This is a genomic window from Micrococcus sp. EWR3.9.1, from assembly GCF_052615555.1.
Genome location: NZ_JBQXFD010000009.1, coordinates 35,593 through 56,611, shown reverse-complemented (window position 1 = coordinate 56,611; position 21,019 = coordinate 35,593). Strand labels below are relative to the sequence as shown.

Here is a 21,019-nt window from a genome sequence, read left to right as displayed (position 1 = left end):
GGGGGATGGGTCAGAGACGTTCGATCACGGTGACGTTGGCCTGGCCGCCGCCCTCGCACATGGTCTGCAGGCCGTAGCGGCCGCCGCTGCGCTCGAGCTCGTGCAGCAGGGAGGTCATCAGGCGGGCGCCGGTGGCGCCGATGGGGTGGCCCAGGGCGATCGCCCCGCCGTTGACGTTGACCTTCGCCGGGTCCGCGCCGGTCTCGGTCAGCCAGGCCAGCACGACGGCGGCGAACGCCTCGTTGATCTCCACGAGGTCCATGTCGTCGATGGTCAGGCCCATGCGGTCGAGCGCGTACGCCGTCGCCGGGATCGGGGCGGAGAGCATCATCACGGGGTCGGCGCCGCGGGCGGAGAGGTGGTGGATGCGGGCTCGCGGGGTGAGGCCGTGGCGGCGCACGGCCTCCTCGGAGGCGAGCAGGAGGGCGGCCGCGCCGTCGGACATCTGTGACGCGGTGGCCGCGGTGTGCAGCCCGCCGGGGACGATCGGGTCGAGCGAGGCGATCTTCGCGGCGTCCGGGGTGCGGGGGCCCTCGTCCGCGGTGAGGCCGGCGAGGGGCAGGATCTCGCGGTCGAAGCGACCGTCGGCCTGGGCGGCGAGTGCGCGTTCGTGGGAGCGCACCGCGAACTCCTCCAGGGCGTCGCGGTCCAGGTTCCAGTGCCGGGCCATCATCTCGGCCCCGCGGAACTGGGAGATCTCCTCGTCCCCGTAGCGGGCGGCCCAGGACTCGGAGCCGGTGAACGGGTCGGGGAAGCCGAAGTCGGCGGCCGCGCTGTTGGACCGGGAGAGCGGGATGGCGCTCATGGACTGCACGCCACCGGCGACGACGAGGTCCGCCGTCCCGCTCATGACGGCCTGCGCGGCGTAGTGGACCGCCTGCTGGCCGGAGCCGCACTGGCGTTCGACCGTGGTGCCGGGGACGTCCTCGGAGAGCCCGGCCGCGAGCCAGGCGTTGCGCGCCACGTCCATGGCCTGCGGGCCGAGCTGGTCGATGCAGCCGAGGATGACCTCGTCGTACTCGGCCGAGTCGATGTCCTGGCGGGCGACGAGCTCGCGCAGCGGCGCGGCCGCCAGATCGAGGGGATGCACGCCGGCGAGCCCCTTCCCTCGGCGACCCACGGGGGTGCGGACGGCGTCGATGATGTAGGCCTCGGGCATGGGGGCTCCTCCGGACGGCGGGGACGTGACGCCGATCACGCTATTGCTTGGATGTCCAACGATCAAGAGGGTGACGGGATCCGTCGCGGCGGCGTGGGCGTGGCGGAGGGCGCCGTTTCGTCAACGAAAGCGGCTCAGGGCGCGCCGTTTCGGCCACGAAAGCGCTGGGGCGGGCGTCGCCTCGCCCTGGTCAGGACCCCCTGCCCCGGGCCTAGCGTGAGGGCGAGCGGCACGCACCCGTGCCGCCCAGAGGAGAGGAGCCGGCCATGGCCACCCCGCACACCCCCGACCCCCAGGACGCCCGGCGCGCACGCGAGGCGACGGACGAGACCTCCGGTGCCGCGTTCGACGGCGACACGCCCCCAGCCGAGGGCGCAGGCGTCGGCCCGAGCAACCCGGGCATGGACGTGGAGCAGACCGGCGAGCGCTCGGCGGGCAAGATCGTGCTCGGGCTGATCATCGCCCTCGTGGTCATCGGCGTCCTGCTGTTCATCCTGGGCCGCGTCGCCGGCCTCGGCTGAGCCGCGGCGCAGACCCCTCGGGCACGCCACCGGCACACCACGACCACGGGGCGGGCACCGATCCGTCGGTGCCCGCCCCGTGGTCGTGTCCGCTCCGCGGTGATGCCGTTCAGCGGCGACTCCGCACCGTCGCAGCGGTCAGAAGCCGCCGCCCATGGTCCGGCGGCCACCCGCCGTGCGTCGGCCGGCGGCACCGGACCGGCCGCGGGAGGCGAGGGCCCCGCCGAGCAGCCCGCCCAGCAGGCCGGTGCCGAGGCCGCCCGTGGACCGGGCCGAGGGCCCGAAGCCGCCGCGGTACGCACCGGAGCTGCGCCCGCGCGTCGTGCTTCCGGCGCCGCGGCGCGAGAGCTCACGCAGCGCCAGACCGCCGAGCGTGCCCAGGAGGGCACCGCCCAGGCCGCTGGACCGCCGTCCCTGAGCGCGGGCCTGTCGGCCGAAGCCGGCGGACCGGCCGACGTGCGCACCGATGGTGGGCCGGCTGGAGCGGCGGCCGCCGCCGCCGAGAGTGCGGGTGATGCTGGAGAGGATGCCCATGTGTCCTCCTCGGACGTCGTGCCGGCCGCTCGGGCGTGGCCGGTCGGGTGCGCCTCAACCTAGGCGCCGACCCCCGCGCGGTGTCCAGACCGGGCCTCCTCACGCATCGAGGCGGGATATCCACCCCACGGCCGCCCGCGGCAGCCGGATGGGGTCGATATCCCGCCTCGAAACGCGCGGGCGGGGGCGTCAGTCCTGGAGCGGGGAGGTCTTCGGCTCGTCCCGCCAGAGGGCCACGTTCCGCGCCTCGGGCAGGTCGGAGAGGTGGAAGCCCGGATCCATGCCCGCCTTGAGCTTGCGCTCGTAGTCCCGGAGCAGCTTCACGGCCAGCCCGCCCAGCGGGATGATCGCCACGAGGTTGATGGTCGCCATGAGGGCCGCGAACGTGTCCGCGAGGTTCCACACCAGCGCCACGGAGCCCAGCGCGCCGCCGACCACGCACACCAGCACGAGCACGCGGAACACGGTGATGGCCGGACCCGCGTGGCGGCCGGCCAGGTACCGGATGTTGGCCTCGCCGTAGTAGGTGTTGCCCAGCACGGAGGACCAGGCCAGGAAGAAGATGATGACGGTCAGCGCCGGGCCCGCCCACGCGCCCACGGCCTGCTGGAGCGCACCCTGGGTCACCTGCATGCCGAGCGCCTCCCCGCGTCCGTAGGCCGGGTTGGAGAGCAGGATGATGAACGCGGTGGCCGAGCACACGATCAGGGTGTCGAAGTAGACGCCCAGGGACTGCACGAAGCCCTGCTTGGCCGGGTGGGAGACGGCCGCGGTGGCGGCGGCGTTCGGGGCGGAGCCCATGCCGGCCTCGTTGGAGAACATGCCGCGGCGCACGCCCTGCATCACCATCGTCATGCCGACGGCGGCGCCCGCGACCTCGCGCAGGCCGAAGGCGTGGCCCACGATCAGCGCGATCATGCCCGGGACCTCGGTGATGTTGACGACCATCACGATCAGGGCCAGGAAGATGTAGAACGTGGCCATCACGGGGACCACCACGTTGGTCACGGCCGAGAGCCGGCGCACGCCGCCGAAGATCACGAGGCCGGTGAGGACGGCCAGGCCCAGGCCCACGATCCACGCGGTGGTGGAGGACGCGCCCCAGTTGGCCTGCACGGACTCGGAGATCGAGTTGGACTGCACGGCGTTGAACACGAAGCCGTAGGTCACGGTGATGGCGACGGCGAACACGGCCGCCAGCCACTTGGCGCCCAGACCGTCGCGGATGTAGTACGCGGGCCCGCCGAAGTAGCCGTCCGCGCCCTTCTGCTTGTACAGCTGGGCCAGCGTGGACTCGACGAACGCGGTGGCGCCGCCGATGATCGCCAGCAGCCACATCCAGAACACGGCGCCCGGGCCGCCGAGCACGATCGCGATCGCCACGCCGGCCACGTTGCCGGTGCCCACGCGCGAGGCCGCCGAGATGGTGAAGGCGCGGAACGGGCTCACGCCGTCGTTCTCGAATCCGGTCTGGGACTTGGCCGTCACCGACCGCAGCATCTCCGGGAGCATGCGCACCTGCACGCCCACGGTCCGGATGGTGAACCACACCCCCGCCACGAAGAGCAGCGCCATCACGACGTACCAGTACTTGTCGTTGAAGGCCGTGATGGCCGCTGTGATCTGTTCCACTGTCGCTTCCACAGCCCCACCCTAGAGGCTGGGGCGGAGGACGCGGAATCGGGGCCGGGGTCAGCCGGCGGCGGCGTCGTCCCCGACGCGGAGCCGGATCAGCTGCCCCATCCGCTCGGGCAGGTCCCCCTCGGGGGTGCCGACGCTGGCGTGGCGGGCGGCGGCCCGGGCGAGGTCGTCGGCCAGTTCGTTGCCGTGCACCCCCACGTGGCCCTTGACCCACGTGGTGTCCACCTGGACGTCCGCGGCCTGCGCCAGGTCGACGGCGGCCAGCAGGCGCCGCAGGGTGCGGCGGATGCGCTCGCCCCGGGCGCCGCCGAGGGTGAGCCGCTCGCGGCGGGCGGCGTTGAGCAGGGCCAGCGCGGCGCGCGAGTCCGAGTGGATGGTGACCCGGCCGCCGGGGGTGCCCGCCCACGCGCAGATCACGTGCCCCAGCACGAGCGCCTCGAGTTCCACCTCGAGCGGCATCGTGGCCCCGGCCACGGCCTGCACGGCCCACATGCTCGGCCCGGCGACGGCGGCCGCCCCGCCGATGCGGGAGCCGCGCAGCACGGAGCCGTCCACGTACACGTCCGTCACGTCCGCCTCGTCCGCGAACGTGAGGCTGTGGGTCACCCCGGGCAGGTTGCGGCGCAGGAAGCGGTCCGCGCGGCGGCGGGAGAGGAAGACGCCGGAGGAGCGGCGCAGCGCGTCCTCCTCCTCCTGGGCGGCCTCGATGGCCTCGAGCGGGATCCGGGCCGCGCCCGTCTGGGCGACCGTCTCCGGATCCACGTCCGGCAGCAGGTAGCTGGAGCGCTGCGTGCCCACGGGGGACTCGTCGAGCCGGTAGGAGACCACGCGCGTGTCCACGGGGGCGAGGACCTCGAGCAGGGAGAGCAGCTCGGCGTCCCGGTCCGAGCGCAGCCGCACGATCACCGGGCGCTCCGGCGGCAGGTCGACGGTGACGGTGGACCAGAAGGCGCTCAGATGCGCCGTGCCGACCATCCCGGTGTAGACGTGGCCGCGGACGTCGTCGCCGAGCTCGCGCAGCTCGAGCTCGCGGGCCACGTAGACGATGCCCCCCGTCGTCGGGTGCAGGTCCAGGCGGAGGGCGGGGCCGTGGTCCACGCCGGGCAGCATGGCCAGCGGGCTGGCCACCACGCGGACGCCGTCCCGGCGGATCCGGGTGCGCGGCGGGGAGGGGCGGGGGACGACGGGGCCGGTGCGCGTGAGGTCGACGCCGTTCCGGTCCCGCGGGGTGCCCCGGGGCCGGCGGGCCCGGACCACGCGCAGCGGGCGGTGCTGCTCCTCCGCCTTGGCGCCCGGGCCACGGAAGTCCCAGCCCACGTCGACGAGCGCCGCGGGGTGTGCGGCCTCGACGTCGTGATGCAGCGTCCGGTCCACGACCGTCCGCGGGTGGTTGATCCGTGCTCCCATGGTTTCGCCGGCTGTGTCGAAGGGGACCGCGCCGGAACTGTGAGCCGGGTCCGGCGGGCCATGCTGGTCCTGCGGCGGTCGGGCGGGATCGCCGTGGACGAAGGGGACGACCCGTCCCGACCTGTTCTGCTCTGGGCGACCTTACCGAGCGCACCTGTGAGGAGGCAGGTCTCCTCTCCTCGGCCTCCCGCGCGGCGGCGTCGGACGAGGGGTCAGAGCGGGTCCGTGCGGTGCCGCTGCACGTCCGGGCCGGTCGGCACGCCGAGCGCCTGCGCCTGCGCGCGCTGCTGCCGCAGGGACACGGTGCCCAGCAGCAGCGCCAGGGCCCGCTCCCCGTCCTCCGGGGTGTCCGCCGCCTCGGTGAGCAGACGGTGCAGGCCGAGGCCGCCCAGCCCGAGCGCGAGGGCGGAGAGCACCACGTCCGCCCCGTCCCGGTGCCGCAGCAGGGCGGCCTCCGCGACCTCGGCGCGGCCCGCCAGGTCCGTGACGCGGCGAGCCCGCACGGTCTCCTCCGCCTCGGCGACGATCCGGTCCGCCACCCGCGCCAGCAGCGACTGCTTGTCCGGCACGTGCCAGTACAGCGCGGAGGCCTGCACGCCCAGCACCCCGGCCACGCGCCGCATGGACAGGTCGCCCATGCCGAAGTCCTGCAGGATCCCGACGGCGGCGTCTACCACGTCCTGGGCGGTCAGCCGGGGGCGGGGTGCGGGCGGGGTCATGCCTGAGAGGCTACCGCCGGCCGTCCTCCTCCGCCGCGATGCGTCCCCCCGCGCCGAGGCGCACGGTGCGGTCGGCCATCACGGCGGCCTCCGCGAGGTCGTGGGTGACGACGACGCCGGTCGTCCCCGCCGCCCGCAGCACCGCCCGGATGTCCTCGGCCAGGCGCCGGCGCAGGTCCGCGTCGAGCGCGGACAGCGGCTCGTCCAGCAGGAGCACCCGCGGGGCCGGGGCCAGCGACCGGGCGAGCGCCACGCGCTGGGCTTGCCCGCCGGAAAGCCGCTGCACGGGCCGGTCCGTGAGCTCGGTCAGGCCCACCAGGTCCAGCAGCTCGGCCACACGTGCCCGCCGCCGGGCCCGGTCCCAGCCGGCGGACTCGAGGCCGTACGCCACGTTCCGGCCCACGGTCCGGTGCGGGAACAGCTGCCCGTCCTGGAACACCATCCCCACGCCCCGGCGGTGCGTCGGCACCGCCGCCACGTCCCGCCCGTCGAGCTCCACTGTGCCCGCCACCACGTCCTCGAGCCCGGCGATCCCGCGCAGGATGGTGGACTTGCCCGAGCCGGAGGCGCCCACGAGCGCCACGATCTCCCCGGCGGCCACGTCCAGGTCCGTCCCCCGCACGGGGGTGGAGCCGTCCGGGTAGCGGATCGCCACGTCCCGCAGCCGGAGGGAGGCCCCCGTCGTCGTCGGCGTCATCACAGACCTCCCGCCCCGGCCGGGCCCCGGGGGCGCAGCCGCTCGCACACCAGCATGATCCCGGCGCTCAGCACGGCCAGCACCGTGGCCGCCGCGAGCGCCATCCCGTAGTTGTCCGCGCCCGGCCGGCCCAGCAGCCGGGCGATCAGCACCGGCAGGGTGGGCGCGGACGGGCTCGCCAGGAAGCTCGTGGCCCCGAACTCGCCCAGGGACACCGCGAACGCGAAGCCCGCGGCCACGCCCACGCCGCGGGCGAGGAACGGGCCGTCCACCGTGGCCAGCACCCGCCACGGGCCCGCCCCGAGGGTGCGTGCGGCCTCCCGCAGCCGCGGGTCCACCGCCGCGAGCACGGGCACGAGCGCCCGCACCGCGAGCGGCAGCGCCACCACCGCCTGGGCCAGCGGCACGAGCACGCCCGAGGCCGCCAGCTCCGGGAACGTGGCCCGCAGGGACACGACGAAGCCGAAGCCCACGGTCACCGCGGACACCCCGAGCGGCAGGAGCAGGGCGCCGTCGAGGGCCCGCTGGGCCGCCAGCGCCGCGCGTGAGCGGAAGGGCCGGGTCAGCAGCAGGGCCAGCGGCACGGCCACCACGAGCGTCACGAGCGTGGCGTCCACGGCCACCCGCAGGGACTGTTCGAGCGCCTGGGCCGGCGTCGACCCGCCCACGAACCCGCTGCCCGCGCTCGTCGCCAGCAGCCGGTAGTTGCCCAGCCCCCAGCCGTGGCGGGTGTGGAAGGAGCGCACCACGAGCGTCAGGATCGGCGCCACCACGAGCGCCACCACCGCGAGCATCACGGCCACCGGGACCGCGTCCGCGCGCGTGAGCCGGGCCGGCGGCGTCTCCCGCAGGCGCAGCGCCCGCTGGGTGCGCGCCGCCGTCACGCCGGAGACCACGACGGCGGCCAGCACCACCGCGAACTGCAGCACGGAGAACACCGCCGCGGTCCGCAGGTCCAGGTAGACGGAGGTCTGCACCCAGATCTCCGACTCGAGCGTGCCGTAGCCGGGCCGGCCGAGCGTCTGGACGATGCCGAACGCGGACGCGCAGAACAGGAACACCAGCGCCGCGCTCGCGGCGATCGCCGGGGCGAGCTGGGGCAGCGTCACGGTGCGGAACGCCCGCCACGGCGAGGCGCCCAGGGTGCGGGCGGCCTCGGTCTGGCGCGGGTCCAGCGCGTTCCACAGCGCGCCCACCTGGCGCACCACCACGGACACGTTGAAGAAGACCATGGCCAGCACGACGGCGGTGGTCGTCTGGTCCAGCCCGGTGAAGCCCAGCGGTCCGCCGGGGGCGAGCAGGGCGCGGAACGCGACGCCGACCACCACCGTGGGCAGCACGAACGGCACGAGCACGAGGGCGCGGAGCACGGCCCGCCCCGGGATGCGACGCCGGTGCAGCACGAACGCGGTCGGCAGGCCGAGCGCCACCGAGACCACCGTGCCGGCGGCGGCCATGCCGAGCGTCTGGCCGAGGATGCGCCACGTGCGCTCGCGGGCGAGGGTCTCCCCGAAGGCGGTGAGGTCCACGGCGCCGGTGAACGCGTCGGCGTCGCCGCCGATCCCGCGCCAGAGCATGGCCGCCACGGGCCACGCGAAGAAGACGAGCAGGAAGGCGACCGGCAGGACGGCGGCCACCAGCCACCACGGGCCGAGCCCGTCCCCCCGGCCGCGGGCCCGCCGGCGCGGCAGGTCCGTGCCGGGGGCCGCGACCTCGGTGAGCGCGGACATCAGCGCCGGGAGGCCTCGGCCAGGGCGGTCCACTCCTTCAGCAGGTCCTCGCGGCGCTCGTCGATGCGGGCGGGGTCCGGGGTGATGGCGTCCTCGACGAGCGGCGCGTTCTGCGCCCACTCCTCGGGCAGCTGCACCGACTCGTCGATCGGGTACATGTACATCGACTCGGGCAGGGCGGACTGGACCTCCTCGGTGAGCATGAAGTCCACGAACGCCTGCGCGCCCTCGGGGTTCTTCGCGCCCTCGAGCACGCCGGCGTACTCGACCTGCGGGGTGCAGGAGTCCTCGATCACCTCGGTCTCGGGGGCGAACGCGGGGGAGGAGGAGTAGGAGAGCACCACCGGGAACCGACCCTTGCCCTCGCCGCCGGAGAAGTCCGAGTTGTAGGCGTCGGACCAGCTGTCGGCGATCTTGCCCCCGTTCTCCATCAGGCCCCGCCACCAGTCCTGCCAGCCGTCGTCGCCGTACTTCTCCGTGGTGGCCGCGAGCAGCGCCAGGCCGGGGGAGGAGGCCACGGGGGAGGTGGCGACCGTCAGCTTCGCGTACTCGGGGTCGTCGAGCTGGTCGATCGAGGTGGGGGCCTCGACGTCGTGGGCCTCGAACCATGCCGGATCCGTGTTGAAGCACACCTGGCCCTGGTCCACCGGGGTCATGCGGTCCTCCACCATCCGGTCCTGTGCGGAGGCGGGCAGGTCCTGCGGGGTGTATTCGGCGACGACGCCCTCGCGGACGAGGCGGTGCGCCGAGTGGTCCTCCACGCCGTAGACGCCGTCCACGGTGGGCTCGTCCTTGGCCAGCAGGAGCTGGTTCACCACGCTGCCGGCGTCGCCGGGGGCCGTGGTCTTCAGGGTGTAGCCGGACTCCTGCTCGAACTTCTGGACGAGCTCCTGGGGCAGGTTGAACGAGTCGTGCGTCATGATCGTCACCGTCGTCGGCTCGCCGCCGCCGGCGCCGGAGGCGGACGACGACGCCCCGTCGCCGGACGAGCCGGACACCGAACAGCCGGTGAGGGCGAGGGCGGCCACTGAGAGGGCGGCGAGGGCGCGGTGCGGGGTGCGGGACATGGCGGTTCTCCTCTGGGACGGCAGAGGGGCCGGGACGAGGCCGCCACCGGAATCCCGGGACGACGTCGACCGGGAGACTCGACTTCCTTCGCCGGTGCGGACCGGAGCAGGTTCGAGGGTCTGCGGCGGACCGCACTCTCAGCGCCGCGCGGGCGCTCCCCTGTCGATGTGGACTGGTCCCGACCCTACCCCGTCCGGCCCGCGCATAGACTGCCCGCGTGAGCGCCGCACAGCCCGCGGGGGTGACCCCGCCGCCCGCCTCGTCCAGCCCCGCCTCCGACTGGGACATCCGCCGCCCCCACCGCATGTGGCCGCGCATGCTGGTGATCGTCCTGACGCTCGCGGGCCTGGTGCTGGTGGTGCAGTTCTTCCAGGGGATCGCCTCCATCGCGGCGCCCGTCTTCCTGGGGCTGAACCTCGTGATCGTGGTCTATCCCCTGCAGGCCTGGCTCATCCGCCGGGGCCTGCACCCCGTGCTCGGGGCCGCCACCACCGTCCTGCTGGTCGTCGCGGTGATGGCCGTGTTCGGGGGCATGATGGTGTGGTCCGGCCTCGAGCTGGTGGCGGAGCTGCCGAAGTACGCGGACCGCTTCCAGCAGATCGTCCTGGACGTCTCGCACTGGCTCAACGAGCGCGGCGTGACCCCGGACATGGTGTCCCAGCAGCTGGCCTCGATCGACATGAGCACCGTGACCGGGACGGCCGTCAGCGCCATCACGAAGATCGCCACGAACGTCTACGCGGTCTTCGGCCTGCTCGTCACCGTGATCATGGGCATGTTCTTCCTCGCGATGGACTCGATGGACGTCGAACGCCGCGTCCGCCTGCTCAGCACCGCCCGCCACGAGTTCGGCCACGCCCTGGTCGAGTTCGCCCAGGGCGTGCGCCGCTACTGGGTGGTCACCACGGTGTTCGGCCTGATCGTGGCGGTGCTGGACGTGATCGCCCTCATGCTGATCGGCGTTCCGCTCGCGCTCGTGTGGGGCGTGCTCAGCTTCCTCACCAACTACGTCCCGAACATCGGCTTCATCATCGGCCTGCTGCCGCCGGCCGTCCTGGGCCTGGCGGCGGGCGGCTGGTCCGACTTCCTGTGGGTGGTGGTCAGCTACTCGGTGCTGAACTTCGTGCTGCAGTCCGTGATCCAGCCCAAGGTGGCCGGCGACGCGATCGGCGTGATCCCCACCGTCAGCTTCCTCTCCCTGCTCTTCTGGGCCTGGGTCCTCGGGCCGCTCGGCGCCATCCTCGCGCTGCCCTGCACGCTGCTGGCCAAGGCCGTGCTGATCGACGCCGACCCGAACGCCCGCTGGATCAACGCGCTCATCGCCTCCGACCTGAAGGGCATGGAGCGCCGTCAGTCCTCGCTCCTGGAACGGCTGCGCCCGGCGGCCTGGCGGTCCGACGCGCACGGGAAGGACGAGGACCGCGCCCCGGCGGACGGCGGGGACGACGACGGCCCCGCGGCGGACGAGGTCACGGGCGAGGCTGGAGCAGCACCAGGTCGTTGAGCGCGCCGGCCAGCCGCAGCAGCGGCGGGGCGGGGAACGACAGCTGGGGCAGCCCCGGGTGCAGTGCCGCGCACGCGGCGGCCGCGGCCTCCTCACCCGCGGCGTCCTCGAACGCCGGCCGCAGCACCGCCGCGCCCAGCGGCAGCGTGTCCAGGAGGGAGCGGGGGCCCCGCTCGGCCGGGTCGTACTCGGCGGGCTGCACCGCCCCGGTCACCGTGCGCACGCGCAGGGGCCGGCCGGCGGCGTCGTCGGCGCCCTGCAGGAAGCGCAGCGCCGCCGCCGCGTAGGGGTGCTCGGGGTGGAACCGGTCGCCGCGCCAGTGCACGGCGGCCTCGCCGTCGCCCCCCAGCCGCACCCACGAGGCCAGGTGGCCGGGCCCGCCCCACGGCCCGGTGTCCGGCCGCGGTGCCGGCGGCACCCACAGCACCCGGGTGATCCCCAGCAGGGCGGCGAACTCGGCGGCCACCTGGCCGGGGGTCCACGCGCCGTTGATCCGCCCGTCCAGCACGGGGTCCGCGGCCACCACGGCCGTCCCCTCGCCGTCGCTCACCCAGGCCCCGCGCGGGGCGCACAGCAGGGGGGTGAGCAGCGGCAGTCCCGCCGCCTCCGCCACGGCCGTCGCGGCCGCGCCGTCGAGCGGCCCGGTCCCGGTCAGTCCCGCGGCGCTGCGCCAGGCGACGGCGGCCAGGCCCTCGGGGCGGCGGACGAAGCTCGGCCCGGTGCGGCCCAGCAGCGGTGAGCCCACGGGCGCGCGCAACAGGTCCACCTCCGGGGGCACCAGCCGCGCCGCCCCGGCGTCGCGCGGGTGGGCGAGCACGGTGACCGGCAGCACGGCGGCGAGCGTCTCGGCCAGGCCCACGACGGCGTCCCGCGTCTCGTCTAACAGCGTCGGCACCGGGTGGCGGTGGGGCAGGACGAGCCAGGCCCGCTCGGGCGGATCCTCGGGTCCGGGCACGGGCACGACGACGTCCCGGCGCTCCCGCGCGTCGGTGGGGACGGGGTCGGCGGCGGCCATGGCGGACGGGCTCCTGGGAAGACGGCGGCGACGCGCGGGCGCGCGGCGAGGGGATGTCCATCGAGCATAGGCGTCTGACAGGAAGCCGCGGCGGTTTGACCTGTGACCCGGCACACGTGCAGAGTGCGGCCATGACCGCGATGTTCTCCGCCCAGGACCACGACGATCTCGACCGGGTCCTCGGCGCGACCGGCGGGATCCCCGACCCCGCCGACCTGCACGCCCTCGCCGACGACGCCGTCGCGCAGGTGCGGCGTTGGCTCGCCGAGTCCCGCGACCATGAGGCCGACTTCGCGGCCCGCCAGCTGGCGGGCGCCCTGAAGGAGCCGGGCGGCCTCGACTTCATCGTGCGCTTCGTGGACCACGTGGTCCGCCCCGAGGACCCCGCGATCGCCGCCCGGGCGCTGCGGGAGCTCGCCGGCCGCGCCCCCGGCTTCCTGCCCCCGGCCCTGCGCGCCGTCCTCGGCGTCGGCGGCCGCGCCGCCCCGCTCGTGCCGCGCATCGCCGTCCCCACGGCCCGCCGCGTGCTGCGGCACATGGTCTCCCACCTGATCGTCGACGCGCGGGACCGACAGCTCGGCAAGGCCATCGCGGCCCTGCGCGACGAGCACACCCGGCTGAACATCAACCTGCTGGGCGAGGCGATCCTCGGCCAGGGCGAGGCGGACCGCCGGCTCGAGGGCATCGCCGCGCTGATCCGCCGCGACGACGTCGACTACGTGTCCGTGAAGGTCTCCGCCGCCACCGCCCCGCACGCGCCCTACGCGTTCGACGAGGCCGTCGCGGACATCACCGAGCGGCTCACCCCGCTGTTCGAGCTCGCCCGGGACCGGGACACCTTCATCAACCTGGACATGGAGGAGTACCGCGACCTCGACCTCACGCTCAACGTGTTCACCGCCCTGCTCGAGCAGCCGGGCCTGCGCGACTACGAGGCCGGCATCGTGCTGCAGGCCTACCTGCCGGACGCGCTCGCGGCCATGGTGCGCCTGCAGGAGTGGGCCGCGCGCCGCGTCGCCGCCGGCGGCGCCCCGGTCAAGGTGCGCGTGGTCAAGGGCGCCAACCTGCCCATGGAGCGGATGCAGGCCTCCCTCACGGGCTGGCCGCTGGCCACGGTGGGCTCGAAGCAGGAGGCGGACACCAACTACAAGCGCGTGCTCAACTACGCGCTCACCCCGGAGCATCTGGCCCACGTGCGCATCGGCGTGGCCGGGCACAACCTCTTCGACGTCGCCCTGGCCCACCGGCTGATCGAGCGCCGCGGCCTCGACCCGGCCGCCGTGGAGTTCGAGATGCTGCTCGGCATGGCCACCGGCCAGGCCGCCGCCGTCCGGGCCGACGTCGGCGCCCTGCTGCTCTACACGCCCGTGGTGCGGCCCGAGGAGTTCGACGTGGCGATCTCCTACCTCGTGCGCCGCCTCGAGGAGGGCGCCTCCCCGGAGAACTTCATGTCCGCCGTGTTCGACCTGGACGCGGATGCGGACCTGTTCGCGCGCGAGGAGGAGCGCTTCCGCGCCTCGCTGCGCCACCTGGACGCGGCCGTGCCCCGTCCGAACCGCGTCCAGGACCGGTCCCGTGGGGAGGACGGGCCGACCCCCGCCCCCGTGGACGGCTTCGCCAACACCCCGGACACGGACCCCGCGCTGCCCGGCAACCGGGAGTGGGCCCGCCGGATCCTCGCGGCCGTCCCGGGCTCGGACCTCGGGGCGGACACCGTCCGCGCCCACCGCGCCACCACGGCCGACGACGCCCGTGCCGCCATCGCCGCCACCGCCGACCCCGGCGCCCGCTGGGGCGCGCTCACCGGCCACGAGCGCGCCGACGCGCTGGACGCCGTCGGACGGGCCCTGCACGCCGGCCGGGCCCGCCTGCTGGAGGTGGCCGCCGCCGAGACCGGCAAGACCCTGGACCAGGGCGACCCCGAGGTCTCCGAGGCCGTGGACTTCGCGCACTACTACGCGCGCCTGGCACGCGGCCTGGACGCGGTGGAGGGCGCCCGCGCCGTGCCCGTCCGCCTGACCCTGGTGATCCCGCCGTGGAACTTCCCCGTGGCCATCCCGGTCGGGGGCGTCCTCGCCGCGCTCGGCGCCGGCTCGCCCGTGGTGTTCAAGCCGGCCCCGCAGTCCGAGCGGACGGGCGCGGTCGCGTGGGAGCTGATCGTGGCCGGGCTGCGGGACTCGGGGCTGTTCGACGACGGCGGCCCGCTCGCCGGGCACGACCCCGCGGACCTCGTGCGCCTGGTGACGCTGGCGGACGAGGACGAGGCGGAGGTCGGCGCGGCGCTCGTGACCGACCCGGCCGTCGAGCGGCTCATCCTCACCGGCAGCTGGGACACCGCACGGCTGTTCAAGGGGATGCGCCCCGACCTGCACCTGCTCGCCGAGACCTCCGGCAAGAACGCCGTGATCGTGACCCCGTCCGCGGATCTGGACCTGGCCACGAAGGACGTGGTCCAGTCCGCGTTCGGTCACGCCGGCCAGAAGTGCTCGGCGTCCTCCCTCGTGGTGCTCGTCGGCTCCGTGGCCACCTCCGAGCGCTTCCACCGGCAGCTGCTGGACGCCGCCTCGTCCCTGCACGTGGCGCACCCCGCGGACCCGCGCGCCGAGATGGGCCCCGTGATCGAGGCCCCCGGCGAGAAGCTGCGCCGCGGGCTCACCGAGCTCGGCCCGGGGGAGCGGTGGGCCCTGCGCCCGCGGCAGCTGGACGAGACGGGTCGCCTGTGGAGCCCGGGCATCCGCTCCGGCGTACGCCCCGGCGCCGACGCCCACCTCACCGAGTACTTCGGCCCCGTGCTGGCCGTGATGACGGCCGAGACGCTCGAGGAGGCCATCGGGATCGTGAACGCCGTGGACTACGGCCTCACCTCCGGGCTGCACTCGCTGGACCGGGAGGAGATCGACGTGTGGCTGCGCGGCGTGCGCGCCGGCAACCTCTACGTGAACCGCGGCATCACCGGGGCCATCGTGCGCCGCCAGCCCTTCGGCGGCTGGAAGCGTTCCGTCGTCGGCCCCACCACGAAGGCCGGCGGGCCGCACTACCTGCACGGCCTCGTGGACTGGGAGGACGCGCCCACGTGGGGCGGGGGAGAGGGACGGCCCGGGTCCGAGGCCGACGGTGCGGGCGCGTCCTGGCTCGAGACCGCCCGCGCCCTCGACACCCACGCGTGGACCACCGTGTTCGGGGTGGCCACGGACGTCTCCGCGCTCGAGGCCGAGCGGAACGTGCTGCGTCACGTGCCCACCCCGGTCCTCGTGCGCCGGCACTCGGGGCCCGCCGACCACCTGCTGCGCATCGTCTCCGCCGGCCTGCGCGCCGGGGCACCCATGACCGTGAGCCTGCGCCCGACCCCCACCGCGGAGGGCCCCGACGCGGACGGGCTCTCGGCCGAGGCCGTGCGCGGCCGGGTGGAGGAACTGGTCCGGTCCGTCCGAACGGAGGGTGCCGGCACGGCCGCGCCGGTGGACGTCGTCGTCGAGGACGACGCCGCGTTCCACGACCGCGCACGGCGGTTGTCCCTGGTCCCGCGCGCGACGGAGGGCGGCGGCGACGCACGGATCCGGCTCGTCGCCGACTGGACCGGCGACCGGGAAGCGGCCGAGGCGGCGCGGAGCGCGCTCCACGTGGCGCTCGGCGACACCCCCGACGTGGCGGTCTACGCCGGCCCCGTGGTGAGCGCCGGCGAGGTGGAGCTGCTGCCGTTCCTGCACGAACAGGCCGTGTCCGTGACCGCCCACCGGTTCGGCACGCCGGACCATCTGACCGAGGGGGTCCTGTGACCCCGAGGAGGAACCTCCGATGCATCTGATCCCCCGCACGATCTGGGTCGTCGCCCGCGCCCGCCGCCGCCCGCGCGTCGGGCTCTGGGAGCCGACGACGCTGCCGATGCGCGCCCTGCCCACGGACGTGGACATCGCCCTGCACGTCAACAACGGCCAGTACTTCGGGCTGTTCGACCTCGGCCGCTTCGACGCGATGGTCCGCACCGGCCTCTGGGACGAGATCCGCCGTCGCGGCTGGACGCCCGTGGTGCAGGCCGAGCAGATCGCGTTCCGCCGCTCCGTGACCCTGGGGCAGCGGTTCGACGTGGAGACGCGGCTGATCGGCCTGGACGAGCGCGCGGTGTGGTTCGAGCAGCGTGTGGTGGTCGACGGCGACGTCGCGGTGCGCGCGTACATCTGCACGCGCCTGCGCAAGAAGGACGGCCGCCCCGTGGAGAACGACGAGATCCGGGCGATCGCGGCGGCGGCCGGCCACGACCTCGCGGGGGAGCCGACGCTGCCGGAGTGGCTGCACGAGTGGCGGCGCAGCGTGGCCCTGCCGTCGACCCGGACGCCCCTGCCCCACGCGTGGGACCTCGACGCAGTGCGGCGAGGATGAACGTTCGAGTGATATAGGGCACGATGGTCGGGTGAACAACAGACTCCTGATCGTCGCGACCCTCTCGCTGGCCGCGCTCGTCGTCGTGCTGGTGGCCGCCATCGGCGGCGGCGCGTGGTGGGTGCTGGCGGTCCTCCTGGTGGCGCTGCTCGTGCTCGCCGTGTGGGACATGACCCAGAAGCGGCACGCGATCCTCCGCAACTACCCCGTGCTCGGCCACATGCGGTATCTGCTGGAGTCGATCCGCCCCGAGATCCAGCAGTACTTCATCGAGCGCAACTTCGACGGCAAGCCGTTCGACCGGGACACCCGCTCGATCGTCTACGCCCGTGCGAAGGGACTGGACAGCCACAAGGCGTTCGGCACCGAGCGGGACACCTCGGAGATCGGCTACGAGTTCCTGTTGCACTCCACCGCCCCGGTCAACCCGCCGCAGGAGCCCCCCACGGTGCGGATCGGCGGCCCGGACTGCCGCCGACCCGTGGACATCTCGCTGATGAACATCTCGTCCATGTCCTTCGGCTCCCTCTCCGCCAACGCCGTGATCGCCATGAACAAGGGCGCCGGCCTGGGCGGGTTCATCCACGAGACCGGCGAGGGCGGCCTCACCAAGTACCACCGCGGCAACGGCGCGGACCTGTTCTGGGAGATCGGCTCCGGCTACTTCGGCTGCCGCAACGAGGACGGCACCTTCAGCCCGGAGAAGTTCGCCGAGAAGGCGCTGCTGCCGGAGGTCAAGGGCATCACCATCAAGATCTCCCAGGGCGCGAAGCCCGGTCTGGGCGGCATGCTGCCCAAGGAGAAGATCTCCCCCGAGATCGCCGAGGCCCGTGAGATCCCGATGGACAGGGACTGCCTGTCCCCGGCGTCCCACTCGGCGTTCCGCACCCCGCGCGAGATGGTCAAGTTCATCGAGCAGCTCCGCGAGCTCTCGGACGGCAAGCCGATCGGCATCAAGTTCTGCGTGGGCTCCCGCGTGGACGTGCTGGCCATGACCAAGGCCATCTGGGAGGAGCGGATCGCCCCCGACTTCATCATCGTGGACGGCTCCGAGGGCGGCACCGGCGCCGCCCCGCTCGAGTACTCGGACCGCGTGGGCACCCCGCTGACCGAGGGCCTCATGCTCGTGCACAACGCGCTCGTGGGCACCGGCCTGCGCCACATGATCAAGCTCGGCGCGGCCGGCAAGGTCGCCACCGGTTCGGACATCGTCAGGCGTCTGATCCAGGGCGCGGACTTCACCATGTCCGCCCGCGCGATGATGATGGCCACCGGGTGCATCCAGGCGCAGAAGTGCCACACGAACGAGTGCCCCGTGGGGGTGGCCACGCAGGACCCGCGTCTGATGCGCGCCCTCGACGTGGAGGACAAGGGCAACCGCGTCTTCAACTACCACCGCCTGACCGTGCGCGAGGCCGTGCAGATCATGGCGTCCATGGGCCTGACGCATCCGTCCCAGCTGAACACCCGCATGCTGCGCCGCCGCGTGGACCACCTGAGCACCCGCTCGTACGCGTCCATCTACCACTGGCTGCGCACGGACGAGCTGCTCAACGACCCGCCCGCCGGCTGGGCCATGGACTGGGAGGAGGCGGACGCGGACCACTTCGGCGAGCACGCCCGCGTGGACTACCTCACCGAGCGCGACCCCGAGTGGCGCTCCGAGCTGCTGATCCCGGGCCGCGCGGCGGCCGGCGCCCCCGTGCAGGGCTCCCCCATCTCCGGGACGGGCTCCACGCTCGTCGACGCCCGGCGGACCGAGTCCGTGCCGCTGACGACGTCGCCGATGCCGCGCGTCAGCTCGCTGGGTGAGGGTGAGTCGCTGTCCCCGCACGGCGGCCGTCGTCGGGCCCCGCAGGATCCGGCACCCGCCGCCACCGCCGGCGAGACGCCCACCGACGAGAACGAGGGCCTGCCGGCGGAGGCCGGCGAGCGGCCCGAGCGCCAGGACGGCGAGGAGGTCACCCAGCGCGGGACCACCGGCCGCGTGGAGGGTGAGCACCGCGGCGAGGGCCGCGTCGGCTGACCTGCCCCCGCAGTCACCACCGCTTTCGAGGCGGGAAATCCACCTCACGCGACGCCCCCGGGCGCCTATGAGATAGATTTCCCGCCTCGTCGCGTGAGGGGTCGTAGCCTGGGGCCGTGACCCCGCCCGTCCCCGCCGCTCGCCGCCCCTCCGCGGCCCTGCTGTGGGTGCTGCTGGCGGCCATGGGCGCCGGGCCCCTGTTCAACTACGGCGTCTCCGCCTCCTCCACGGTCGTGATGGAGCGGCTCGACGTCACCTCGGGCCAGCTCGGCACCGTGATGACGGTCGTGTTCGCGGCGGCCGCCGTCACCTCCCTCGGCCTCGGCCGGGCCGCCGACCGCCTGTCCGCCCGCGCGCAGCTGAGCATCATCTTCGGCGGCACCGCCGCGGCGCTCGTGCTCGGCGCCGTCGCCCCGTCCCTGCCCGTGCTGTACGCGGCGGCCGCCGTCGCGGGCGTCACGCAGGCCATCTCCAACCCCACCACGAACCGGATCATCCGGACCGTGGTGCCGCCGGAGAGGCGCATCGGGTGGGTCGGGGTGAAGCAGTCCGGGGTGCAGGCGGCCCAGCTGGTCGGCGGCCTGTTCTTCCCGGCCGCGTCCCTCGCCCTGGGCTGGACGGGCGCCGCGCTGGGGGCCGCGGTGCTCATCGGGGCGCTCTGGGTGCTCGCCCTGGTCGCCGCCCCGCCGCTGCCCGGGGCGCCGCCGCCGGCCACCGGCCCCGTCGGCGGTCGACGACGGCGGGACACCTCGCCTCTGCCGGCCACGGTCTGGTTCTTCGCGGCGATCGCGTTCCTCACCGGCCTGGGCATGCAGGCCACGAACACGTACCTGCCGCTTTTCGCGGTCGAGACGCTGGGGATGACGCTCGTGGCCGGCGGCGCCGCGGCGGCCGTGTCCGGGGTGGTGGGGGTGCTCTCCCGGATCGGGTGGAGCCGGCGGATGAGCTCCGGAGACCGGCCCACCACCCTGCTGACCGTGATCTGCCTGGGTGCCGTGGCCGGCGTCGTGGTGTTCCTCGCCGCGGACCTGCTGGACCTGCCGGCCCTGCTGTGGGTGGGCGCCGCGGTGCACGGCCTGACGGTGCTGGGCGCCAACGTGGTGATCAACGCGGGCCTGCTGAGCGAGGTGCCGGCCGAGCGGCTCGGCCGCGCGACCGGGGCGAACTCGATGGGCATGTACGCCGGCTTCGCCCTGGGCCCGCTGCTGATGGGCGTGCTGCGCGACGTCACGGGCGACTACCGGGTCGGCTTCGCGGTCGTCGCGGTCGGGTATCTGCTGGCCCTGGGCGTGGTGCTGCTGCTGCGTCGCCACGTGGGCCGGCGGGGCGTGGACGCCTGACACACGACGACGCCCCCGGTCCGTGTGGACCGGGGGCGTCGGAAGCCGTGCGTCAGGCGAAGATCAGAGCTTCGTCACGTTGGCGGCCTGGAGGCCCTTGGGGCCGTCCTGGGTCTCGAACTCGACGCGGTCGTTCTCCTGGAGCTCCTTGAAGCCGTTGCCCTGGATGGCGGAGAAGTGCACGAACACGTCCGCGGAGTTGTCCTCGGGGGCGATGAAGCCGTAGCCCTTCTCAGCGTTGAACCACTTGACAGTACCGACAGCCATGATGGTGTCCTTTCGATGTGCCCCCGCGGTGCGTTGGCGGTGTTGGACCGCGGCCCGGATGTGGGACGCGGGTGAAGCGGCGAGACTGAACCGCTTGCCCAACACTCATCGACGCCGGCGATGCCGGGCTGACGAGCAGTGAAGATGGCGGGATACAGCTTGATCAACTTCAGGCTCCATCATTGCACGGATCTCGCCGACCGGGAACCAGGGGCCCGATTGTTCACCTGGAGTTCGCTCAGAGCGCGCGCAGGCCGTGGAAGAGATTGCGGTGCAGGGCGGCCGGGGGAGCGGCGTCCGTGTGATCCGCCAAGGCCGTCACCTCCAGCAGCACCACCGTGTGGTCGCCCGCCGGGACCTCGGCGTGCACCCGCGTCTCGAGCCAGAGCGAGGAGCCCCCGATCAGCAGGGCGTCGTGCGGGCTGCGGTGCACGTCGAGACCGGCGAAGCGGTCGCCCTCGCGGGAGGCCAGCTGGCGGCACAGCGGCGTCTGGTCCGCCGCGAGCAGGGAGACGCCGATCGCCCCGGCCCGGCGCAGGCGCGGCCAGGTGCGGGAGCTGTTCTGCGCGGAGAAGGACACGAGGGCCGGCTCCCAGGAGATGCCCACGCCGAAGGAGGAGGAGACCATCACCTCGGGGACGCCGTCGGCGAGGCCTGCCAGCGCGACGACCCCGGTGGGGAAGGCCGAGAGGCCGGAACGGAGGTTGCCGAGGGACAGGTCGGTGTCCCACGCGGCGGTGTGGGGTTCGTGGGTCAGGGTCATGGCGCGCGTCCTCTTCCGATGACTGACGCGGCTCCGCAGACGGCGGGAACGCGGATCGCCCGGATCCGCGGAGGCGCGGTACTTGCCCGCCGGGGTGTCCGAGGGGCCGAATCATCACCTGGAGCACCCCACTACTGCGTGAGAGGGTTGCCGTCCCGCCGGCCAGGGCCGTGAATGACGGGAACTCGTGATTCTGGGGCCAGCCTACGGAGGGGTCCGTGGGGTGGTCAAAGCGCGGCGGTCGCGCGGCG

At 74.2% G+C, this 21,019-nt stretch carries 17 protein-coding genes and 2 riboswitches; of the genes, 6 read left to right on the top strand and 11 right to left on the bottom strand.

Annotated elements, in window-relative coordinates:
* Window positions 1–10: 10 nt before the first annotated feature.
* The gene (locus tag ACUJ8O_RS07295) at window positions 11–1,159 is read right to left on the bottom strand and encodes an acetyl-CoA C-acetyltransferase (protein ID WP_095346985.1); all 1,149 of its coding nucleotides are present in this window, start codon (window positions 1,157–1,159) and stop codon (window positions 11–13) included.
* A 266-nt stretch (window positions 1,160–1,425) separates the two neighbouring features.
* On the opposite strand from ACUJ8O_RS07295, the gene ACUJ8O_RS07290 reads away from it, so the two are divergent.
* The gene (locus tag ACUJ8O_RS07290) at window positions 1,426–1,680 is read left to right on the top strand and encodes a DUF6480 family protein (protein ID WP_036317625.1); all 255 of its coding nucleotides are present in this window, start codon (window positions 1,426–1,428) and stop codon (window positions 1,678–1,680) included.
* 138 nt (window positions 1,681–1,818) lie between these two features.
* On the opposite strand, the gene ACUJ8O_RS07285 is transcribed toward ACUJ8O_RS07290, so the two are convergent.
* The 7 genes from ACUJ8O_RS07285 to ACUJ8O_RS07255 all read right to left on the bottom strand — a co-directional run bounded on the left by ACUJ8O_RS07285 (window position 1,819) and on the right by ACUJ8O_RS07255 (window position 9,475).
* Window positions 1,819–2,214, bottom strand: coding sequence for a hypothetical protein (locus ACUJ8O_RS07285; RefSeq protein ID WP_445373271.1), 396 nt, complete (start codon window positions 2,212–2,214; stop codon window positions 1,819–1,821).
* A 189-nt stretch (window positions 2,215–2,403) separates the two neighbouring features.
* Window positions 2,404–3,846 (bottom strand): alanine/glycine:cation symporter family protein, encoded by a 1,443-nt coding sequence (locus ACUJ8O_RS07280; RefSeq protein WP_371469855.1) that lies wholly within the window; start codon window positions 3,844–3,846, stop codon window positions 2,404–2,406.
* 60 nt (window positions 3,847–3,906) lie between these two features.
* Entirely contained in the window at window positions 3,907–5,262 is a 1,356-nt protein-coding gene (locus ACUJ8O_RS07275; RefSeq protein ID WP_336633853.1) for an RNase H family protein, read from the bottom strand.
* A gap of 212 nt (window positions 5,263–5,474) precedes the next feature.
* A complete protein-coding gene (locus ACUJ8O_RS07270) occupies window positions 5,475–5,981 on the bottom strand; it encodes a TetR family transcriptional regulator (protein WP_115165839.1) in 507 nt (168 codons plus the stop codon).
* 10 nt (window positions 5,982–5,991) lie between these two features.
* Entirely contained in the window at window positions 5,992–6,678 is a 687-nt protein-coding gene (locus ACUJ8O_RS07265; RefSeq protein WP_206450567.1) for an ABC transporter ATP-binding protein, read from the bottom strand.
* The gene (locus ACUJ8O_RS07260; RefSeq protein WP_113913858.1) at window positions 6,678–8,408 is read right to left on the bottom strand and encodes an ABC transporter permease; all 1,731 of its coding nucleotides are present in this window, start codon (window positions 8,406–8,408) and stop codon (window positions 6,678–6,680) included. The genes ACUJ8O_RS07265 and ACUJ8O_RS07260 overlap by 1 nt, the downstream gene beginning before the upstream one ends.
* Complete coding sequence (locus tag ACUJ8O_RS07255) at window positions 8,408–9,475, bottom strand: thiamine ABC transporter substrate-binding protein (protein ID WP_041102657.1); 1,068 nt, start codon at window positions 9,473–9,475, stop codon at window positions 8,408–8,410. The genes ACUJ8O_RS07260 and ACUJ8O_RS07255 overlap by 1 nt, the downstream gene beginning before the upstream one ends.
* Before the next feature lie 66 nt (window positions 9,476–9,541).
* Window positions 9,542–9,647: riboswitch (TPP riboswitch) on the bottom strand.
* Between the two features lie 46 nt (window positions 9,648–9,693).
* On the opposite strand from ACUJ8O_RS07255, the gene ACUJ8O_RS07250 reads away from it, so the two are divergent.
* Entirely contained in the window at window positions 9,694–10,980 is a 1,287-nt protein-coding gene (locus tag ACUJ8O_RS07250; protein WP_101966109.1) for an AI-2E family transporter, read from the top strand.
* On the opposite strand, the gene ACUJ8O_RS07245 is transcribed toward ACUJ8O_RS07250, so the two are convergent.
* The gene (locus ACUJ8O_RS07245; protein WP_101966108.1) at window positions 10,946–11,995 is read right to left on the bottom strand and encodes an agmatine deiminase family protein; all 1,050 of its coding nucleotides are present in this window, start codon (window positions 11,993–11,995) and stop codon (window positions 10,946–10,948) included. The genes ACUJ8O_RS07250 and ACUJ8O_RS07245 overlap by 35 nt on opposite strands.
* Window positions 11,996–12,126: 131 nt before the next feature.
* On the opposite strand from ACUJ8O_RS07245, the gene ACUJ8O_RS07240 reads away from it, so the two are divergent.
* The 4 genes from ACUJ8O_RS07240 (at window position 12,127) to ACUJ8O_RS07225 (ending at window position 19,738) form a co-directional block, all read left to right on the top strand.
* Window positions 12,127–15,771, top strand: coding sequence for a proline dehydrogenase family protein (locus tag ACUJ8O_RS07240; protein ID WP_445373270.1), 3,645 nt, complete (start codon window positions 12,127–12,129; stop codon window positions 15,769–15,771).
* Between the two features lie 19 nt (window positions 15,772–15,790).
* Complete coding sequence (locus ACUJ8O_RS07235) at window positions 15,791–16,372, top strand: acyl-CoA thioesterase (protein WP_350746544.1); 582 nt, start codon at window positions 15,791–15,793, stop codon at window positions 16,370–16,372.
* Window positions 16,373–16,403: 31 nt separating this feature from the next.
* Window positions 16,404–18,398, top strand: a complete 1,995-nt coding sequence (locus tag ACUJ8O_RS07230) for an FMN-binding glutamate synthase family protein (RefSeq protein WP_445373269.1) — start codon at window positions 16,404–16,406, stop codon at window positions 18,396–18,398.
* A gap of 116 nt (window positions 18,399–18,514) precedes the next feature.
* Entirely contained in the window at window positions 18,515–19,738 is a 1,224-nt protein-coding gene (locus ACUJ8O_RS07225) for an MFS transporter (protein ID WP_251679678.1), read from the top strand.
* 63 nt (window positions 19,739–19,801) lie between these two features.
* On the opposite strand, the gene ACUJ8O_RS07220 is transcribed toward ACUJ8O_RS07225, so the two are convergent.
* Together ACUJ8O_RS07220 and ACUJ8O_RS07215 are read right to left on the bottom strand one after the other, a co-directional pair.
* The gene (locus ACUJ8O_RS07220; RefSeq protein WP_010080175.1) at window positions 19,802–20,005 is read right to left on the bottom strand and encodes a cold-shock protein; all 204 of its coding nucleotides are present in this window, start codon (window positions 20,003–20,005) and stop codon (window positions 19,802–19,804) included.
* A 238-nt stretch (window positions 20,006–20,243) separates the two neighbouring features.
* Window positions 20,244–20,768: a flavin reductase family protein gene (locus tag ACUJ8O_RS07215; protein WP_100058010.1), complete on the bottom strand. Its 525-nt coding sequence runs from the start codon at window positions 20,766–20,768 to the stop codon at window positions 20,244–20,246.
* A gap of 73 nt (window positions 20,769–20,841) precedes the next feature.
* Window positions 20,842–20,961, bottom strand: a riboswitch (SAM riboswitch).
* Between the last annotated feature and the right edge of the window lie 58 nt (window positions 20,962–21,019).

Excerpts from the sequence above, each read along its gene's own strand:
- ACUJ8O_RS07295 (WP_095346985.1), bottom strand. The coding sequence starts at position 1,159 with ATGCCCGAGGCCTACATCATCGACGCCGTCCGCACCCCCGTGGGTCGC.
- ACUJ8O_RS07290 (WP_036317625.1), top strand. The coding sequence starts at position 1,426 with ATGGCCACCCCGCACACCCCCGACCCCCAGGACGCCCGGCGCGCACGC.
- ACUJ8O_RS07285 (WP_445373271.1), bottom strand. The coding sequence starts at position 2,214 with ATGGGCATCCTCTCCAGCATCACCCGCACTCTCGGCGGCGGCGGCCGC.
- ACUJ8O_RS07275 (WP_336633853.1), bottom strand. The coding sequence starts at position 5,262 with ATGGGAGCACGGATCAACCACCCGCGGACGGTCGTGGACCGGACGCTG.
- ACUJ8O_RS07270 (WP_115165839.1), bottom strand. The coding sequence starts at position 5,981 with ATGACCCCGCCCGCACCCCGCCCCCGGCTGACCGCCCAGGACGTGGTA.
- ACUJ8O_RS07265 (WP_206450567.1), bottom strand. The coding sequence starts at position 6,678 with ATGACGCCGACGACGACGGGGGCCTCCCTCCGGCTGCGGGACGTGGCG.
- ACUJ8O_RS07260 (WP_113913858.1), bottom strand. The coding sequence starts at position 8,408 with ATGTCCGCGCTCACCGAGGTCGCGGCCCCCGGCACGGACCTGCCGCGC.
- ACUJ8O_RS07255 (WP_041102657.1), bottom strand. The coding sequence starts at position 9,475 with ATGTCCCGCACCCCGCACCGCGCCCTCGCCGCCCTCTCAGTGGCCGCC.
- ACUJ8O_RS07245 (WP_101966108.1), bottom strand. The coding sequence starts at position 11,995 with ATGGCCGCCGCCGACCCCGTCCCCACCGACGCGCGGGAGCGCCGGGAC.
- ACUJ8O_RS07240 (WP_445373270.1), top strand. The coding sequence starts at position 12,127 with ATGACCGCGATGTTCTCCGCCCAGGACCACGACGATCTCGACCGGGTC.
- ACUJ8O_RS07235 (WP_350746544.1), top strand. The coding sequence starts at position 15,791 with ATGCATCTGATCCCCCGCACGATCTGGGTCGTCGCCCGCGCCCGCCGC.
- ACUJ8O_RS07220 (WP_010080175.1), bottom strand. The coding sequence starts at position 20,005 with ATGGCTGTCGGTACTGTCAAGTGGTTCAACGCTGAGAAGGGCTACGGC.
- ACUJ8O_RS07215 (WP_100058010.1), bottom strand. The coding sequence starts at position 20,768 with ATGACCCTGACCCACGAACCCCACACCGCCGCGTGGGACACCGACCTG.